The organism is Crossiella sp. S99.2 (genome assembly GCF_023094165.1).
In the GTDB taxonomy this organism is placed as follows: domain Bacteria; phylum Actinomycetota; class Actinomycetes; order Mycobacteriales; family Pseudonocardiaceae; genus Crossiella.
The window spans coordinates 174,293-188,190 of the sequence record NZ_JALMDK010000017.1 but is presented as its reverse complement, the minus strand read 5'-3'; the positions used below and the strand labels follow the sequence as shown (position 1 = coordinate 188,190).

The window sequence follows — 13,898 nt, the reverse complement described above, 5'->3', positions numbered from 1 at the left end:
GATCACCGCGGCGCCGGGAGGTAGTACGGGCGGTTGTGCGCGGCCACCGGCGCGGACTGGTAGGTCCACACGCCGGCCGCCGGGGCGGCGCCGATCAGCTCGGCGAGGTCCTGGCACACCGGGGAATCCTGGTCGGTGATGGTCAGGGAGACCCGGTCGCCGTTGTCGAGCAGGTGCAGCCGGTACGGGTGGTAGACGTTCATCGGTCCGGCCAGCAGCCTGCCGTCCTCGGTGGTGCCGTAGCCGGTGATGGGCGTGTTGTTGACCGGCTCGCCCGGCAGGCCGTCCAGCCGTGCGGTGAAGCCGAACAGTTCCCGGTCCGCGGTGTCCTGGCAGCCGATGGCCCAGGTGTCCGAGCGCGGGCCGTTGAGCGAGGGCATGACGGCGGTGAACCTGGCCGGGTACTTCGGCTCGGCGTAGAGCTTGGTACCCGCCTCGATCGCGATGTCGTTGTCGCACAGCACATGGATGCGCCCGATGCCGAGCAGTTTGGTCTGGTCGACCCCGCTGGCATAGTCCACATAGGACAGTTCGGCGAGTCGATGCTCGTCACCGCGCGGAAACGCGATCACGTTGATCTCGATCTCCTGGGTGATTCCGGCGCCCGCGGCGTACTGGGCGAAGTAGAGCTGGAAGTTCACCGACACGCAGGCGCGCCCGTCGAACTCGGCGGCGCTGAGCCCGGGATGCGTCCTGGCGAGCACCTTCGCCACCGGTGCGGGCTCGACCAGGTAGTCGAGGCCGACGTGGTGCAACGCGCCATAGTGGAAGGGAAGCTGGAACGGCTCGGCGACGGGCGGCAGCTGCTGGGTCATCGGATGCTGGGCTCCTCGTGCGTGGTGGACAGGGTGACGCGGCGGCGGTCGGTGAGCTGGCCGTGCATGTGCCCGGCGCTGCGCAGGGCCAGCGCGGCCATGGTCAGCGAGGGGTTCGAGGTGCCCAGTGCGGGCATGCTGCCGCAGCCGACGGCGTAGAGGTTGGGGTGGTCCCAGCAGCGCTGCCACTGATCGACCACGGAGTCCGACGGCGCCGCGCCCATGATGTGGGTGCCCGCGCCGTGCCCGGCGCCGCGGAAGGCGAACGGCTCGCCGTCGAATTCGAGGTAGCCGGGCATGGCGGGCGTGTACCGGGTGTGGTCCTCGGCGCCCAGTAGCGCGAAAAGCTGATCGGAGACCCGTTTCGCGGCGACCATGCCGCGTTTGACGTAGTCGCTGAGCCGGTAGGTCAGCACCGGCCGAGGGTTGCCGAGCCGGTCGCGGACGGTGGGGTCGATGGTGACCCGGTTGGCCGGGTCGGCCTCCTGCTCGATCTCGAACTGGAGGGTGAACTGGCGGCCGAGTCGGTCGCCGAGTCGCCGTCGGAGTTCGGTGCCGAAGACGCCCTCGCGCAGGAGTTCGGCGGTGTCGAGGTCCGGGGTGCCCAGTGCCCAGTTCCAGCCCCAGTTGCCGAATTCGACCCGGAACGGCGCGCGGGCCGCCCTGGCCGGGCCGAAGCGGAACCCCTCCAGCCCCGAGGTCGAGCCGGGGCCCCGATACGGCCCGATCTGGCCGGGCATCAGCCCCCAGGTGAGCAACGCCGGATGGTCCATCAGGTTGCGGCCGACCTGCCCGCTGCGGTTGGCCAGCCCCGACATCAGCAGCAGTTTGGCGTTCTCGATGGCGTGCGCGGCCAGCACGACCAGTTCCGCCTCGACCGTGTGGATGGTGTGCCTGGCCGAGGTGTCGTCCTGGTACGCCTGGTATTCGAGCCGGGTGATGCGACCGTTCGCGGTGCTGTGCAGCCGGTTGACCACCGCCCGCGTGCGCAGGGTGACCGTTCCCGGCCAGCGTGCCTGGGTCCGCAGTGGCGTGTATTTGGCCTGTTCCGGGCAGATCGGCACGCAGCTGGCGTAGCCGACGCAGCGGTGCCCGTCCGGGCGGAAACCCTTGCCGCCGTCATAGCGCGGGTCGGGCACGGCGTTGCGGGCCTGCGGGGTGCCGATGACCTGCAGCTCGATCTCGTTGTCCTGGAAGGGATCGCGCACGCGGCGTCCGTTCACCGCCTCGGCGATGACCTCGTCGAGGTGGCTGCGCGGGAAGTCGCGCATCGGGAACACGTAGTCCGCGGGGAACGGCAGCCCGACCCCGTCCCGTTGCTCGCCGACATCCCCGGCGACGCCGATTTCCCGTTCCGCGGCACGGTAATACGGTTCCAGATCGTGGTAGCCGATCGGCCAGTCCCGGCCTTGGCCGAACCGGCCGGCGCGGAAGTCCTCCGGATGCATCCGCGGCACCAGCCCGTTCCAGGCCATTCCGCTGCCGCCGTTGACCCGCACGTACGGGCTGGAATAGGGCAGTTCCCCGCGCTGCCGCAGATATCCGTCCACGCCAGGGGCCAGGTCGAGCACATCCGGCGAGGGCGCCGCGACCGTGGTGCGATACGGCGAGGTCGGTGTTTTGGCGAAGGTGGTGTGAAACTTCCGCACGGCGTCCTCGGGTGCCTGTCCCGCCCCGGCTTCGAGCACCAGCACCCGCCAGCCATGCTCGCCCAGTGACCGCGCGATCAGCGATCCGGCGAAACCGGCGCCGACCACCACAACGTCGTAGCGGGTGCTCACCGGATGACCGGCCGGCGCGACCAGCTGGCGAAACCCGGAGCCGTGGTGCCCGGCGGAGCGCCGTGGAAAGTCTTCCACACCAGGCCTTCCGCGTGTGCCCGCGCGGACACGGTGTGCGCTTCGCCCGGCCACGCGCCCAGGTACCACAGGTGCGTGATCGCCCGCGCCAGCTCGACGGAACCCTGGCCGAGTGCGGCCGGATCACCGTGTGCGGCAAGCAGATCCGCGACCAAGCGGTCGTAGTGCGCGGGATCGGTGTGCTGGCGCACGGTGGCGTGGTAGCGCTCCGCCATGCCCGTCGCGCGCAGCTCCCCGTCCGTGAAACCGGTCAACCACACCGAAATCGCCACGAAGGCGTCCAACACCTACCCCCCTGAGCCGTGTCCTCTCCTCGCACCGTAGCAACGCGGGGCGAGCGGGTGGTCCCGGCGATTTCACCCGTACGGTCCTGAACCTCCTTGTCCCGCTTGGGATAAGCGGGCGTGATCACGATGCCGGGAGGCTGCGCCGTTGGACCGCAGAGTCGCCCGATCGGCTCCGGCCCGGCGGCTGAGCCGTGACCCTCAAGTGACCTGTGGCTTGCCTCACACGAGCCTCGCCCGCCCCCGCGTACCACTTGGGCCAACTGGTACGCCCACTTGAGCCAAACCGGCGTACCACTTGGCCCAACTCGCCGTCCGGAACGGCCAACTCACCGGCCGAGCTGGTCACCGAGCCGCAGGCGCAGCCACAGCACCAGGCGCTGGTCCGGGTCGGCGAGGTCGAGGCCGAAGATCTGCTCGGCGCGGGAGAGGCGGTACCGGACCGTGTTCGGGTGTACGGACAAGCGGTGGGCGGCGGCTGAGACATCGCTGTTGGCGTCCAGGTAGGCGAGCATGGTGGCCGCGTAGGTGGTGCCGTGCGCTCGGTCGTGGGCGTGCACCGCCGGGCCGAGCCGGTCGGGCAGCGACTCGTGTCCGGCCAGGGTCTGGGCCAGCGCGGCCAGTGCCGCGCCCGCCCACACCTCGGCCAGGGTGGCCACCCGGCAGGGCTCCGCGGGGCCGGGCCGGTCGGTGAGCGCGCGCAGGACCAGGTCCGCGTCGGCGCGGGAACGCGCGATCGAGCGCAGGCCGGGGACGAGTGAACCGACCGCGGCCAGCACGGGCACCCGCAACGCGCTGTGGGCTCGGCGGGCGATGTCGGCGACGAGTTCGCGGTGCGCGGGTGGCGACGGGCCGCCCGGCAGCAGCGCGTACACGGTGCCGTCGAGCAAGGCGCAGGTCTGCCTGCCGTGGTGGGCCTCGCAGTGCAGGCTCACCAGGTCGGCCAGCCGGGTGGCCGCGTGCGCCGCGCGCACGTCCTCGGCGGCGATGGCGAAGGCGGCCACCGCGACCGGCTGGTTCGGGTCCAGGCCGAGTTGGCGGGCCACCTCGATCACGCTGTCCGGGTCGCCGAAGAGCCGCCGGATCAGGTCGGCGGTGCCGCGGCGGGCGGCGTCCAGGGCGGTGCGGGCGGCGAGCAGGTGCAGGGCGACGGTGTCGGCCACGTCGGCGAGGGCCTGTTCGGCGGCCGGGTCCAGGTGATCTTCGGCGTCGACGACCCAGATCGAACCCAGTTGCTCGCCGCCCGCGCGCACCGCGATACCGAGTCGCGGCAGACCGCCGGGCAGGGCCGGGAACCGGCGGATCCGCTTGTCCTTGGCCAGTGCGCGGTACTGCTCGTCGTAGTCCGGGCCGGCCGGCACCTGGCGGCCGAGGATGCCCTGCCTGCGGCCCTCGTCGATGCGCTGGCCGGGCACGGTCGAGTAGGCCAGGATGCGCCGCTGCGGATCCTCGATCACGGTGGCGCCGCCCACCATCGCCGCGATCGCGTTGGCCAGCGCGAACAAATCGCCGATGCCCGGGGCCCGGGCGAAGCGCGCCGCGGCGGCCAGGGCCGAGGAGATCAGGGCGCCCAGGTGCTGCCAGGGCACGCTGTCCTCCGCCGCCAGCAGCACCACGCCGCAACGCTGTGCGACGGCCACCAGTTCGGTGACCGGCTCGCCAAAACTCTTCACCACCAGGCAGGCGTGCCCGGCCTCGGCCGCCGCACCGAGCAGTTCCGGCGCCTGCGCCATCGCCACGCCGACGGCGAGCAGGATCGCGCCCCGCACCGGTGGCAGTGTGGCCCGCCGCTCGAAGACGAGCACGCCGGAGACCGGCACCGGCCGCTCGGGCAGCACGGTCAACGGCCGCAGCAGCGCGGGGCCCAGTTCGTCGAGGACCTGCCCGAGATCGGGCGCCGCGGGGTCGGGCACCTGCACCACTCTAGCCAGACGGCCAAAAATTTCGCCGATTCTCTGGACCGCAACGTATGCACCCGGCCCGGCCCAGCCGCGAGGCTCTGGGCAAGGGAGAGGAGATGCCATGCGAGGCAACGGGAATGTCGCGGTGGCCCTGACGATCACCGCGGTGCTGCTGGCGCCGCCGGCCGCGGCGAACGCGACCCCGCGCTGCGACACCGGACCCATCCGGACCGCGCTGACCGCCCTGGCCCGGGTCGGCGCCGGGATCGCGCTGACCACGCGCAGTCCACGCTGCGGCCTGCGCAACAACGGGGTCGGCCGCGCCGACCGCTGGACCGGCCGGCCGGTGCGCGGCACCGAACACAGCCGGATCGGCAGCAACACCAAGGCATGGACGGCCACGGTGGTGCTGCAACTGGTCGGCGAAGGCCGGATCGCCCTGGCGGACACGGTTGACCGCCACCTGCCCGGCCTGATCCGCACCGATCGCTACGACGGGCGCGAGATCACCGTCCGGCAGGTGTTACAGCACACCAGTGGCCTGCCCGACTACCTGGAAGCGCCGTTCTGGCGGGACGAGGAACGGCGCCGCTGGGACCACATCGAACCGGCGCGCACGGTCCGGCAGGCACTGACCCTGCCGCCGCCACAGCGCTGGGGCCCGGCGGGTTTCGCCTACGCCAACACCAATTACAACCTGGCCGGACTGCTCGTCACCAAGGTCACCGGCCGCGATGTCGGCGCCGAGATCACCGAACGGATCATCAAACCCCTCGGCCTGCGCGACACCTACTGGCCCGGCGACCGGGTCACGCTGCCCCAGCCGGAGCTACGCGGTTACCTGCGGCGCGCCGGACTGTTGCTGGACCGGACCGAGTGGAACACCTCCGAGGCCAACGCCTCCGGCTCGCTGATCTCCACCGGGGCCGACGTGACCGCATTCTGGACCGCGCTGCTGACCGGCAAACTCCTTGCCCCAGCCCAACTCGCCGAGCTGAAACGCACCGTGCCGGACGAACTCAGCGACGGCTACGGCCTGGGCGTGGAACGCCAGCGCCTCACCCCGGACCTGCTCACCTGGGGGCACAGCGGCAGCATGCCCAGTGGCCACAAGTTCCGCAACGCCGTCACCGAGGACGGCCGCCGGTCGGTGACCCTGCTGATCGGCACCGACACCTTCGACTCGGCCGAGGTCGACCTGGTCATCGGCAGACTGATCCGCGATCTGCGCTGACCTACCCGCGTTTCCCCGTTCTGGTCAGCAACAGCGTCGCCGGTTTCGCGCCAAGGCCGTGCAGCACCACGCTGCCCAGCACGCATACCACGGTGATCAGCAGGATGTGATCGGCGGCCTCGCCCTCCGGCAGCCGGTTGAAGGCCAGCAGCCCGAACACGATCGAGGTGGTGCCGCGCGGTCCCAGCGTCCCGACGAGCAGGCGTTCCCGCCCGGACAGACTCGATCCGAGCAGGGACAGCAGCACCGGCACCAGGCGGATCACGGTGAGCGCGGCGGCGCAGTAGAGCACCACCTGCCAGGGCACCCCGATGGAGAAGGCGAGCACGGCCGCGATCCCGACCACGAACCACATGGACATGGTCAGCAGCGTGGTGACGTCCTCCAGCAGGTGCAGGTCCCTGGTCAGGGCGTCGGCCCTGATCTCGGTGCGGTCGCCGGGGTGGTCCTTGATCCGGCGGGCCTTGTGCAGCCGGTGCACGTAGCGGAAGGCCACGCCGCAGACGAAGGAGGCGACAAAGCCGTTGCCGTCGATGGCCACGGTCGCGGTGTAGGTCAGCAGCGGCGCCAGCAGCACCGCGACCCGCGCGGACTGGTCGGTCACCCACCCGGCTTGGTGTGCCTTGGCCAGCAACCAGGCCAGCACGGTGCCGAGCAGCACCCCGGCGAGCACGGCCTTGACCGCGTGCGGCAACACCGTGGCCAGGGCGGCCAGCGGCGACCGCTGCTGGGACTCGTCGCCGGCCAGGATCAGCGCGAAGAGGAACAGCGGGGAGACGATGCCGTCGTTGTAGCCGCCCTCCACGTTGAGCACGCTGCGCACCCGCATGGACAGCGCCCGATCGCGGACCAGCCGTTCCGCCGCGGCGAAGTCGGTGGGCACGGTGATGCCCGCGATCAGCAGCAGCACCGGCCACGGCAGATCGGGGAAGAGCAACCAGCCCAGCAACGCCGCCAGCGCGAGGCTCACCGGCAGCGCGATGAGCAGCACCCTGGCCACCAGACCGGGGTAGCCGCCCCACAACCGGCCGCCGCGCACCTCGGTGGCGTCGACGAACAGCAGCACCGCGAGGATGATCTCCGCCGCCAGCTGCACCGCCTCGGTGTTGAGCACGGCCGCGATGGAGTCCTCGTTGAGCGCGCCGACCGCGACCCCCACCAGCACCATCACCACCGGCGCCCCGATGTTCCACCGGTCCAGGCGGGCGGCCGCCAGCGATCGCACCACGATGGCGATCGCGGCCACCAGCAGCATCGAGTTCATGGGCTCATCCTTGCCCAGAGTGTCCGCAAAGGACAGACGAAAACGTTCGTGTCACACGAGATTCGCCACCAGGTCGCCCGCGCGCTCGATCCATCGTCCGTCACTTCTTGCGCAGCGCGCGCACCAGCAGTGCGCTAGACATGGCCAGCAGGGCCAGTGCGGTGACGAAGTACCAGGTGGGCTGGTCGCCGAACACGGCCGAGCCCACGAAGCCGACGGCCAGTCCGAAGGACACCCAGTGGCGGGCGATCTCGCGCTGCCACCACCTGGGCGCGGCGGGCTGGTGCTCGGCCAGCGTCACCGCGTACTCCTCGACCGGACCGAACTCCTCCGCCGGCGGGTTGCCGCCGGCCGCCAGGTGCGCCGCGGTCTCCCGGACCAGGGCGTCGGCCCGCTCGCGCGGCACGTCGTGGCGTCCTTCGAGCAGTCCGCGCAGCCGGTCCAGCCACTCGTGGTCGTGCTCGACCGCCTTCGCCACCTCGGAGGTGGACTTGCGCTGCCAGGCCCACCACACCAGCAGTCCGCCCGCGGCCAGGAACAGCGGTGTCGGCAGCGAGCCGAGCACCTCGCGGGGCAGCTCGACCAGCGCGGTCGCCGCCAGCACCACCAGCACCCCGGTGACGATCCAGGCGGGCGCCACGGTCCGGGGTCTGCCGAGCAGCCGCGCGAGGTTGCTCGCGTACAGCGCGCAGAGCAGCGCCGCGTAGACGATCGGCACGCCGGTGAGGCCCGCAGGGGTGAGCGGGATGAACAGACCCTTGACGAACAACAGGAAGACGCCCAGCACGATGGTCTTGAGCCCGACCCAGCCGATCATCGCGGAGCAGGTCTCGAACACCGTCACCCCGTCGCGGCCGCGTTTGGCGCGCTCAGCCAGCGGCACCCGGGTCGCGGCGGTCTGTTCGGCGAACTCGGCGGGGGTGCCGAAGGCCTGCTCCGGTGACTCGCCGCTGTCCTCGCAGTGCTCGGCCACCTCGGTCAGCACGGTGTTGATCAGGGCCAGGTGCACGCCGCGCCTGGCGAGTTCGAGTCGGGCCCGGTCAGTCCAGGAAGCAGTGGCCATGGTCATGTCCTGTCCTTGCGCACGGTGCGGACGAGCCGGTCCATCGCGGCTGAGAAGTCCCGCCAGTGCCCGATCTCTTCGTCCAGTCGGTCCCGGCCCGCCGGGGTCAGCCGGTAGGTCTTGCGCCCCGGTCCGCCCTGGCCGGCGACCCACTCGGCCTCGACCAGACCGGCGGCCTCCATCCGGCCGAGTACCGGGTAGAGCGCCCCGCCTTTGATCGTGCCGAGCCCCTGCTCGGCCAGCCGCTGCACCAGCGCGTACCCGTGCAGATCGGCCTCGGCGAGCACGGCCGCCACGGCCAGTTCCAGCGTGCCGCGCAGCCAGCCCGCCGTCAGTTCGGCTCCCGCCACCTGTCTTCCGCCATCAACTAGAGAGCAATCCGGACTAGTCTGATTTCAGACTAGCTGGGCGAAGCGAGGGTGTCACGTGGGCCGGGGCGTGCCGCGGTATCAGAGCCCGAGGGTGGTGAGTAGGGCCTCGATCTGTCGCTCGAATTCCGCGCGGTCGTAGGACACCAGCGCGACCCGCCACAGGCCCTGCACGTACGTCGTGATGATCGCGGCGACCGCCGTGGGATCCACCGGCGCGGTCAGCGCGCCGGCGTCCAGGTCGGCGGTGACGCGGTCGTGCAGCGCGGTGCGCAGGGTGGCGATGGCCTCGTCCGCGCGGGTGCGCAGGTCGGGCTCGGCAAGCACTTCTTCGGTCGACATCGCCGCGAGCATGCACAGCCGCGACGGCGTGGCCGGATCGTCCAGGCAGTCCAGGATCGCGCCGAAGAACGCCCGGACCCCCTCGGCCGCGGTCGGCGGCTCGGCGAGTGCGCGCAGGCGATCGGCGATGACGGTGTCCTCGTAGCGGCGCAGGCACACCAGGTACAGATTCTTCTTGCTGCCCACGGTGTTGTAGAACGAGCCCTCGCCGATCCCCATCGCCTTGAGCAGGTCGCGCAGTCCGGTGTCGACGTAGCCGTTCGCCCAGAACAACGTCGTCGCCGCATCAACCGCCCGGTCGTAGTCGAACGCGATCTTCCGTGCCACGGCGATCACGGTACACCTATTTGTAGCAGTCGCTACAAACTGATCTCCGCCGAGCCCGGCTGACGACGATCGGAGTCCCCATGTCCGCCTTCGCACCCGCCGCGGCGGCAGCGCTCGACCTGCCGCCCGCAACCGAGGACGCCGTCCACGTCGTGATCCCCGCCATCCCCGGGTACGGCTTCTCCGGCAGGGATCGGAGTTCTTCGCCGGCAACCGTTTTGGTGACGGCCGCATCGAGATCCCGATGGGCGCGAGCCTGTTCCCGGCCGAGACCTACCTACCCCCGCGCGAGTGGGCCGAACAGGCGTGGTCGACCGTGTTCCACTGGAACAAGGTGGATCGCGGCGTCCACGTCGCGGTAGCGGGAAATCCCGTACAGACCGATGAAGGACCCGAGGGAGTGCCCGACGTAAATCACGCGCGCGAACGGGCGGCCACCGACGGCGCCCGTGCGCAGTGCGGTGACCACGTCATGCACCGCGACAGCTCCCACGGCCGCGTCGAGCCGCCGGCTGACCGGATGCGAGCTGGCGCCCGCGCCAATCCGGTCGACGTTGAAGGTGGCGTACCCCGCGAGCGCCGCGGCCCGGACGTAGGAGTACTGGCCGCCGCCGACCGGGAAGTCCCAGTACCGGTGGTCGTAGGTGGCCCCGTGCACGAGCAGGTGCACCGCGCTGGGCCGCCGGTGACGTGGCAGGCACAGCCGGCCCCGCAGGGTCTCGGTCGCCGGGCCGTCCTCCGCGATGCGCACCGAGAGGGTGTGTGTGGTGCAGACCGGATCGCCGGACATCGCGGCGTCGGCGGGCCCGGCGGCGGAGGCCAGCAGCATCGCGCTGATCAACGCCGTCACCAGGTGGGAACGGGTACGAGTCATGATCGAGCCTCCTTGGGCGGTGCTGCCTTCTGCCCACTACACGAACGGTTCCCGCCCGGATCGACACCTGGCCGGACAGCGCGTTTCCCGGACGGCGAATGCCCTAGCGCACTAGACTGAACGGATGGGGAGTCCGTTCATCCGCGCCACCGCCTGCGCCCTGATGCTGACCATCACCGCCTGCGGCGGGCCCGAGAAGTCACCCGCACCGTCCGGTCCGCCCGAACTGAGTGTCGCGGACTACCAGCAGAAACTCACCGGCCTGGTGGACGCGGCCCGCCCGCTCACCGAGCAGCTGAACCCGGCCACCACCCTGGAGCAGCTCAACCAGATCCGGGTCCAGCTCAGCACCGCGTTGCGCGCGCAGCACACCGAATTCGGCAAGTTCCGCCCGCCCAAGGCCGCCGCCGTGCCGCACCGGGAACTGACGGATCACCTCTCCTCCTTCGCCACCAAGGAGGACCTGCGCACCCCCGCCACCGGCGGCGGCAACAACTCCTGCGGCCTGCCCGTCCCGGAGGCGCTCCGCCTGCACCAGGCCAAGGTGAACACCAGGCAGGCACTGGGCAACGCGGTTGTGCGGGCCCTGCCAGGGGAATTCGGCAAAGTCGGCGTCCAGTTCACCGGCTTCCCCGAACCGCCCGAACCGGCCATGCCCGAACTCGAGACCCGCAGGCCGCGTGACGGCGAGGTCCTGCAGCGTGGCCCCGGCGGCTCAACCACGGTGACCATCACCAACAACAGCGGCAAGCTGGACGCCGTGGTGTCGGCGGTGGTCGGCGGCGACCCGGCCAAGCCGCGCGCCAGCGTCTTCGTGCGTGGCGACAGCACGGCGACCCTGTCCGGCCTGTCCGGCCCGTTCGAGCTGTACTACAAGTTCGGCAACGACTTCGACCCGCAGCGCCGCGGCTTCACCCGGGACTGCGAGTACCGCAAACTCCAGGACCCGCTCGCCGATCAAGGCCCCTGGTCGATCGGAATCAGCAAGAGCGATCTCAGGACGATCCCGCTGCTCCGACTGACCAAGAACGGTAACAGCGACTACCGGACGGCCACGATCCTCAAAGCCGCCCCCTTCTGACCATTCCTATCGCGCCGCGGCTGGTCATGGCGACGGTGCGGTACCGCGTTGAGCCGTTCAGGACGTGCGCTTTCTCGCCTTGCCCGAGCCATACCAGTCCCCGGAGCAGCCGGTGCCGATCGCCGATATCTGTCCATTGTGGATCGAGCTTTGGCAGAACCAGGCGCTGGACTTGGTGCGGTTGCGCGATGAGTGACGCAGGTGTTCGTGCTGATCGCCGGGCTCGAGTCCGAGTACCTGCGGCAGCGGATGCCGCGGAACCAGCGGGCGAGCCCGGCGGAAGGAACGCGTAAGTTCGGCCCGCGATGTCTTGCCTGGCCCCGGCGCAGCGGATTACCTCGGTATCCGGGCGCCGGAACGACCGGCCGTACTCCCGGTCGCGGCCGAGGACATCGAAAGGCGTGACCCATGCGGGATGCGTTCCACCACCGGCTGGACGTGCTGGTGCTCCAACTCGCCCGGATGTGCGATCAGGCCGCCCTGGCCATGCGCCGCGCCACCGACGCACTCCTCGACGGGGACATTCGCCTGGCCGAGCAGGTGATCGCCGACGAGGCGACCGTCAACCAGACCAGAACCCGGATCGAGCAGGACGCGCAGACCTTGCTGGCCCTGCAATCGCCGGTGGCCAAGGACCTGCGGGTGATCGTGACCGCGTTGCGCTCGGCCGAACATGTGGAGCGGATGGGCGAGCTGGCCCACCACGTCGCGCTGGCCGTGTTGCGCCGCCACCCGGAACCGGTGCTGCCCGTGCCGCTGTGGTCCCGGTTCGAGCGGATGGGCTCGATCGCGGTCCGGATGGCCGGCACCACTGGCAAGGTCGTGCGCGAGCGGGATCTGAGCCTGGCCCGCAGCCTGGGGGAGGCGGACGCGGAAATGGATGAGCTGCACCAGTCCCTGTTCGCCCTGATCGGCTACCGGAAGTGGACCTTCGGGGTGTCGGCCGCGGTGGAAGCCACTCTGCTCAGCCGCTACTACGAGCGCTTCGCCGATCACGCGGTCGCGGTGGCCGAACGCACCGCGTTTGTGGAGACCGGTAAGGAAATCGTGCCGCCGCGTACGGATCGCGTCAGGGCCCCTTCAGTCCTGGCCGCGCGCGGGCTGCACTGACCGCATGCGCACTCAGCCTCCAGTTGTCCCCGGTGGATTCGGCATGCCGCTGGGCATGACCCTGGCCGTGGTGACGGTCCTGATCGCCCGCGCCCTCGGCGCCACCGCCCAGCCGGTGCTGTCGGTGCTCGGCATCGTGGTGGTCGTCGACGTCCTCGCGTTGCTGAGCACCGCGGGGGCCACCCTGGTCACCGCCGCGTTCGGCTGGTGCGTGCACACCGGATTTGTGCTGGGCGGTCACGGAACGCTGGAGTTCACCGCGCAGTCCCGGCACGACGCGCTGGTGCTACTGCTGTGCGCGGCGGGCGCGATTCTGTTCGCCACCCTGGTCCGGGCCCGGCCGGCCGCCAAGGCCGCGTGAGTTCGGCGCCCGCGAGCTTGCCTGCCGGCGCTAACCGGTCGTGGGCAGCAGCCGGGGCAGGACCCGGACGTAGACCACCATCCCGACCACCTCGACCAGGGTCTGGGTGACCACGACCACCGCGGCGATGGCCAAGGCGTCGGGCAACGCCAGTGCGAGGGGGAGCACGACCAGGGAGTTGCGGGTGGCGCCGCTGAACACGATCGCCCGCCCGGCCGGGATGTCCAGGCGGAACAACCGCGCGATGCCGAGTCCCGCGAAGGCCATCACCACCAGGAAGAGCACGTAGCACGGCACCACCGCGGCCACCTGGCCCAGGCCCCGGTCGAGCTTGGGCACCTGGGAGGCCACCACCGCCAGCAGGGTCATCGCCATCAGCGGCACCATGGCCGTCCCCAGTGCCTCGACGACCCTGCGCCCAGAGTCGCGCCGGGCCGCCCAGGTCTGGGTGAGCCAGGCCAGCGTCAGCGGGATGACGATCAGCACCAGGAACGCCTCGGCGAACGGGCCGGCCTCGACCACCTCGGCCAGTTCGGCGCCCAGGAACAGCAACAGCAAGCCCGGCAACAGGATCAGCTGCGCGAGCAGCAACAGCGGCGTGGCCGCGAGCAGTCGGCGACTGCTGCCGCCGGCCAGGCCGCTGAAGACGATCACGTAGTCCACGCACGGGGTCAGCAACACCAGCAGCACTCCCAGCCGCAGCGCGGGCTCGGCCGGGAGGAAGACGAACATCGTCGCGACCACCAGCGGCACCACCACGAAGTTGACCACCAGCGCGGCGGCCAGGAACCGGCCATCCCGCAGCGAGCGGCCGAGTTCGGCGGCGGGCACCTGCAGGAAGGTCAGGTAGAGCAGGGCCGCGAGCACCGGGTTGATGGCCAGTTCCAGCCCCGGCCCCACCGCAGGGACGGCCCAGCCCGCCAGTGCACCGGCGGCCAGTGCGCCCAGGTAGACGGCGACCTGGTGCCGTTCCATGCCCGCGACCAGGCCAGACGACTGGGACAACGCGAACTCC

The 13,898-nt window shown here is 71.0% G+C and carries 15 protein-coding genes; 5 read left to right on the top strand and 10 right to left on the bottom strand.

From position 1 onward, the window contains the following. Positions 1-2: 2 nt before the first annotated feature. The 4 genes from MZC64_RS41940 to MZC64_RS41925 form a co-directional block, all read right to left on the bottom strand. Positions 3-815 carry a hypothetical protein gene (locus MZC64_RS41940; protein WP_247764746.1) on the bottom strand — a complete coding sequence of 271 codons (813 nt, stop codon included), beginning with the start codon at positions 813-815 and terminating at the stop codon, positions 3-5. Next, positions 812-2,596, bottom strand: a complete 1,785-nt coding sequence (locus tag MZC64_RS41935) for a GMC family oxidoreductase (RefSeq protein WP_308301129.1) — start codon at positions 2,594-2,596, stop codon at positions 812-814. The genes MZC64_RS41940 and MZC64_RS41935 overlap by 4 nt, the downstream gene beginning before the upstream one ends. Beyond that, entirely contained in the window at positions 2,593-2,961 is a 369-nt protein-coding gene (locus tag MZC64_RS41930; protein ID WP_247764747.1) for a hypothetical protein, read from the bottom strand. The genes MZC64_RS41935 and MZC64_RS41930 overlap by 4 nt, the downstream gene beginning before the upstream one ends. 326 nt (positions 2,962-3,287) lie before the next feature. After that, positions 3,288-4,871: a helix-turn-helix domain-containing protein gene (locus MZC64_RS41925; protein WP_247764748.1), complete on the bottom strand. Its 1,584-nt coding sequence runs from the start codon at positions 4,869-4,871 to the stop codon at positions 3,288-3,290. Between the two features lie 109 nt (positions 4,872-4,980). Here MZC64_RS41925 and MZC64_RS41920 point away from each other — a divergent pair, with 109 nt between their 5' ends. Next, positions 4,981-6,093 (top strand): serine hydrolase, encoded by a 1,113-nt coding sequence (locus MZC64_RS41920; RefSeq protein ID WP_247764749.1) that lies wholly within the window; start codon positions 4,981-4,983, stop codon positions 6,091-6,093. Between the two features lies 1 nt (position 6,094). Here MZC64_RS41920 and MZC64_RS41915 read toward each other — a convergent pair whose 3' ends face one another. The 5 genes from MZC64_RS41915 to MZC64_RS41895 form a co-directional block, all read right to left on the bottom strand. Further along, positions 6,095-7,357 carry a cation:proton antiporter gene (locus MZC64_RS41915; RefSeq protein WP_247764750.1) on the bottom strand — a complete coding sequence of 421 codons (1,263 nt, stop codon included), beginning with the start codon at positions 7,355-7,357 and terminating at the stop codon, positions 6,095-6,097. A 100-nt stretch (positions 7,358-7,457) separates the two neighbouring features. Then, positions 7,458-8,426, bottom strand: a complete 969-nt coding sequence (locus tag MZC64_RS41910) for a hypothetical protein (protein WP_247764751.1) — start codon at positions 8,424-8,426, stop codon at positions 7,458-7,460. Continuing rightward, positions 8,423-8,770: a helix-turn-helix transcriptional regulator gene (locus MZC64_RS41905; RefSeq protein ID WP_247764752.1), complete on the bottom strand. Its 348-nt coding sequence runs from the start codon at positions 8,768-8,770 to the stop codon at positions 8,423-8,425. The genes MZC64_RS41910 and MZC64_RS41905 overlap by 4 nt, the downstream gene beginning before the upstream one ends. A 99-nt stretch (positions 8,771-8,869) precedes the next feature. Then, positions 8,870-9,457, bottom strand: a complete 588-nt coding sequence (locus MZC64_RS41900; protein WP_247764753.1) for a TetR/AcrR family transcriptional regulator — start codon at positions 9,455-9,457, stop codon at positions 8,870-8,872. Between the two features lie 277 nt (positions 9,458-9,734). Further along, entirely contained in the window at positions 9,735-10,331 is a 597-nt protein-coding gene (locus MZC64_RS41895) for an alpha/beta hydrolase (protein WP_247764754.1), read from the bottom strand. Between the two features lie 124 nt (positions 10,332-10,455). Between MZC64_RS41895 and MZC64_RS41890 the strand changes: the two genes are divergently transcribed. The 4 genes from MZC64_RS41890 (at position 10,456) to MZC64_RS41880 (ending at position 12,883) form a co-directional block, all read left to right on the top strand. Next, the gene (locus tag MZC64_RS41890; RefSeq protein ID WP_247764755.1) at positions 10,456-11,412 is read left to right on the top strand and encodes a hypothetical protein; all 957 of its coding nucleotides are present in this window, start codon (positions 10,456-10,458) and stop codon (positions 11,410-11,412) included. 64 nt (positions 11,413-11,476) lie between these two features. After that, a complete protein-coding gene (locus MZC64_RS48390; RefSeq protein ID WP_282106727.1) occupies positions 11,477-11,608 on the top strand; it encodes a hypothetical protein in 132 nt (43 codons plus the stop codon). Between the two features lie 212 nt (positions 11,609-11,820). Beyond that, positions 11,821-12,522: a phosphate signaling complex protein PhoU gene (gene phoU / locus MZC64_RS41885; protein WP_247764756.1), complete on the top strand. Its 702-nt coding sequence runs from the start codon at positions 11,821-11,823 to the stop codon at positions 12,520-12,522. A gap of 4 nt (positions 12,523-12,526) precedes the next feature. Then, the gene (locus MZC64_RS41880; RefSeq protein ID WP_247764757.1) at positions 12,527-12,883 is read left to right on the top strand and encodes a hypothetical protein; all 357 of its coding nucleotides are present in this window, start codon (positions 12,527-12,529) and stop codon (positions 12,881-12,883) included. 30 nt (positions 12,884-12,913) lie between these two features. Here MZC64_RS41880 and MZC64_RS41875 read toward each other — a convergent pair whose 3' ends face one another. Continuing rightward, positions 12,914-13,858, bottom strand: coding sequence for a bile acid:sodium symporter (locus MZC64_RS41875; protein ID WP_247764895.1), 945 nt, complete (start codon positions 13,856-13,858; stop codon positions 12,914-12,916). Positions 13,859-13,898 lie beyond the last annotated feature (40 nt).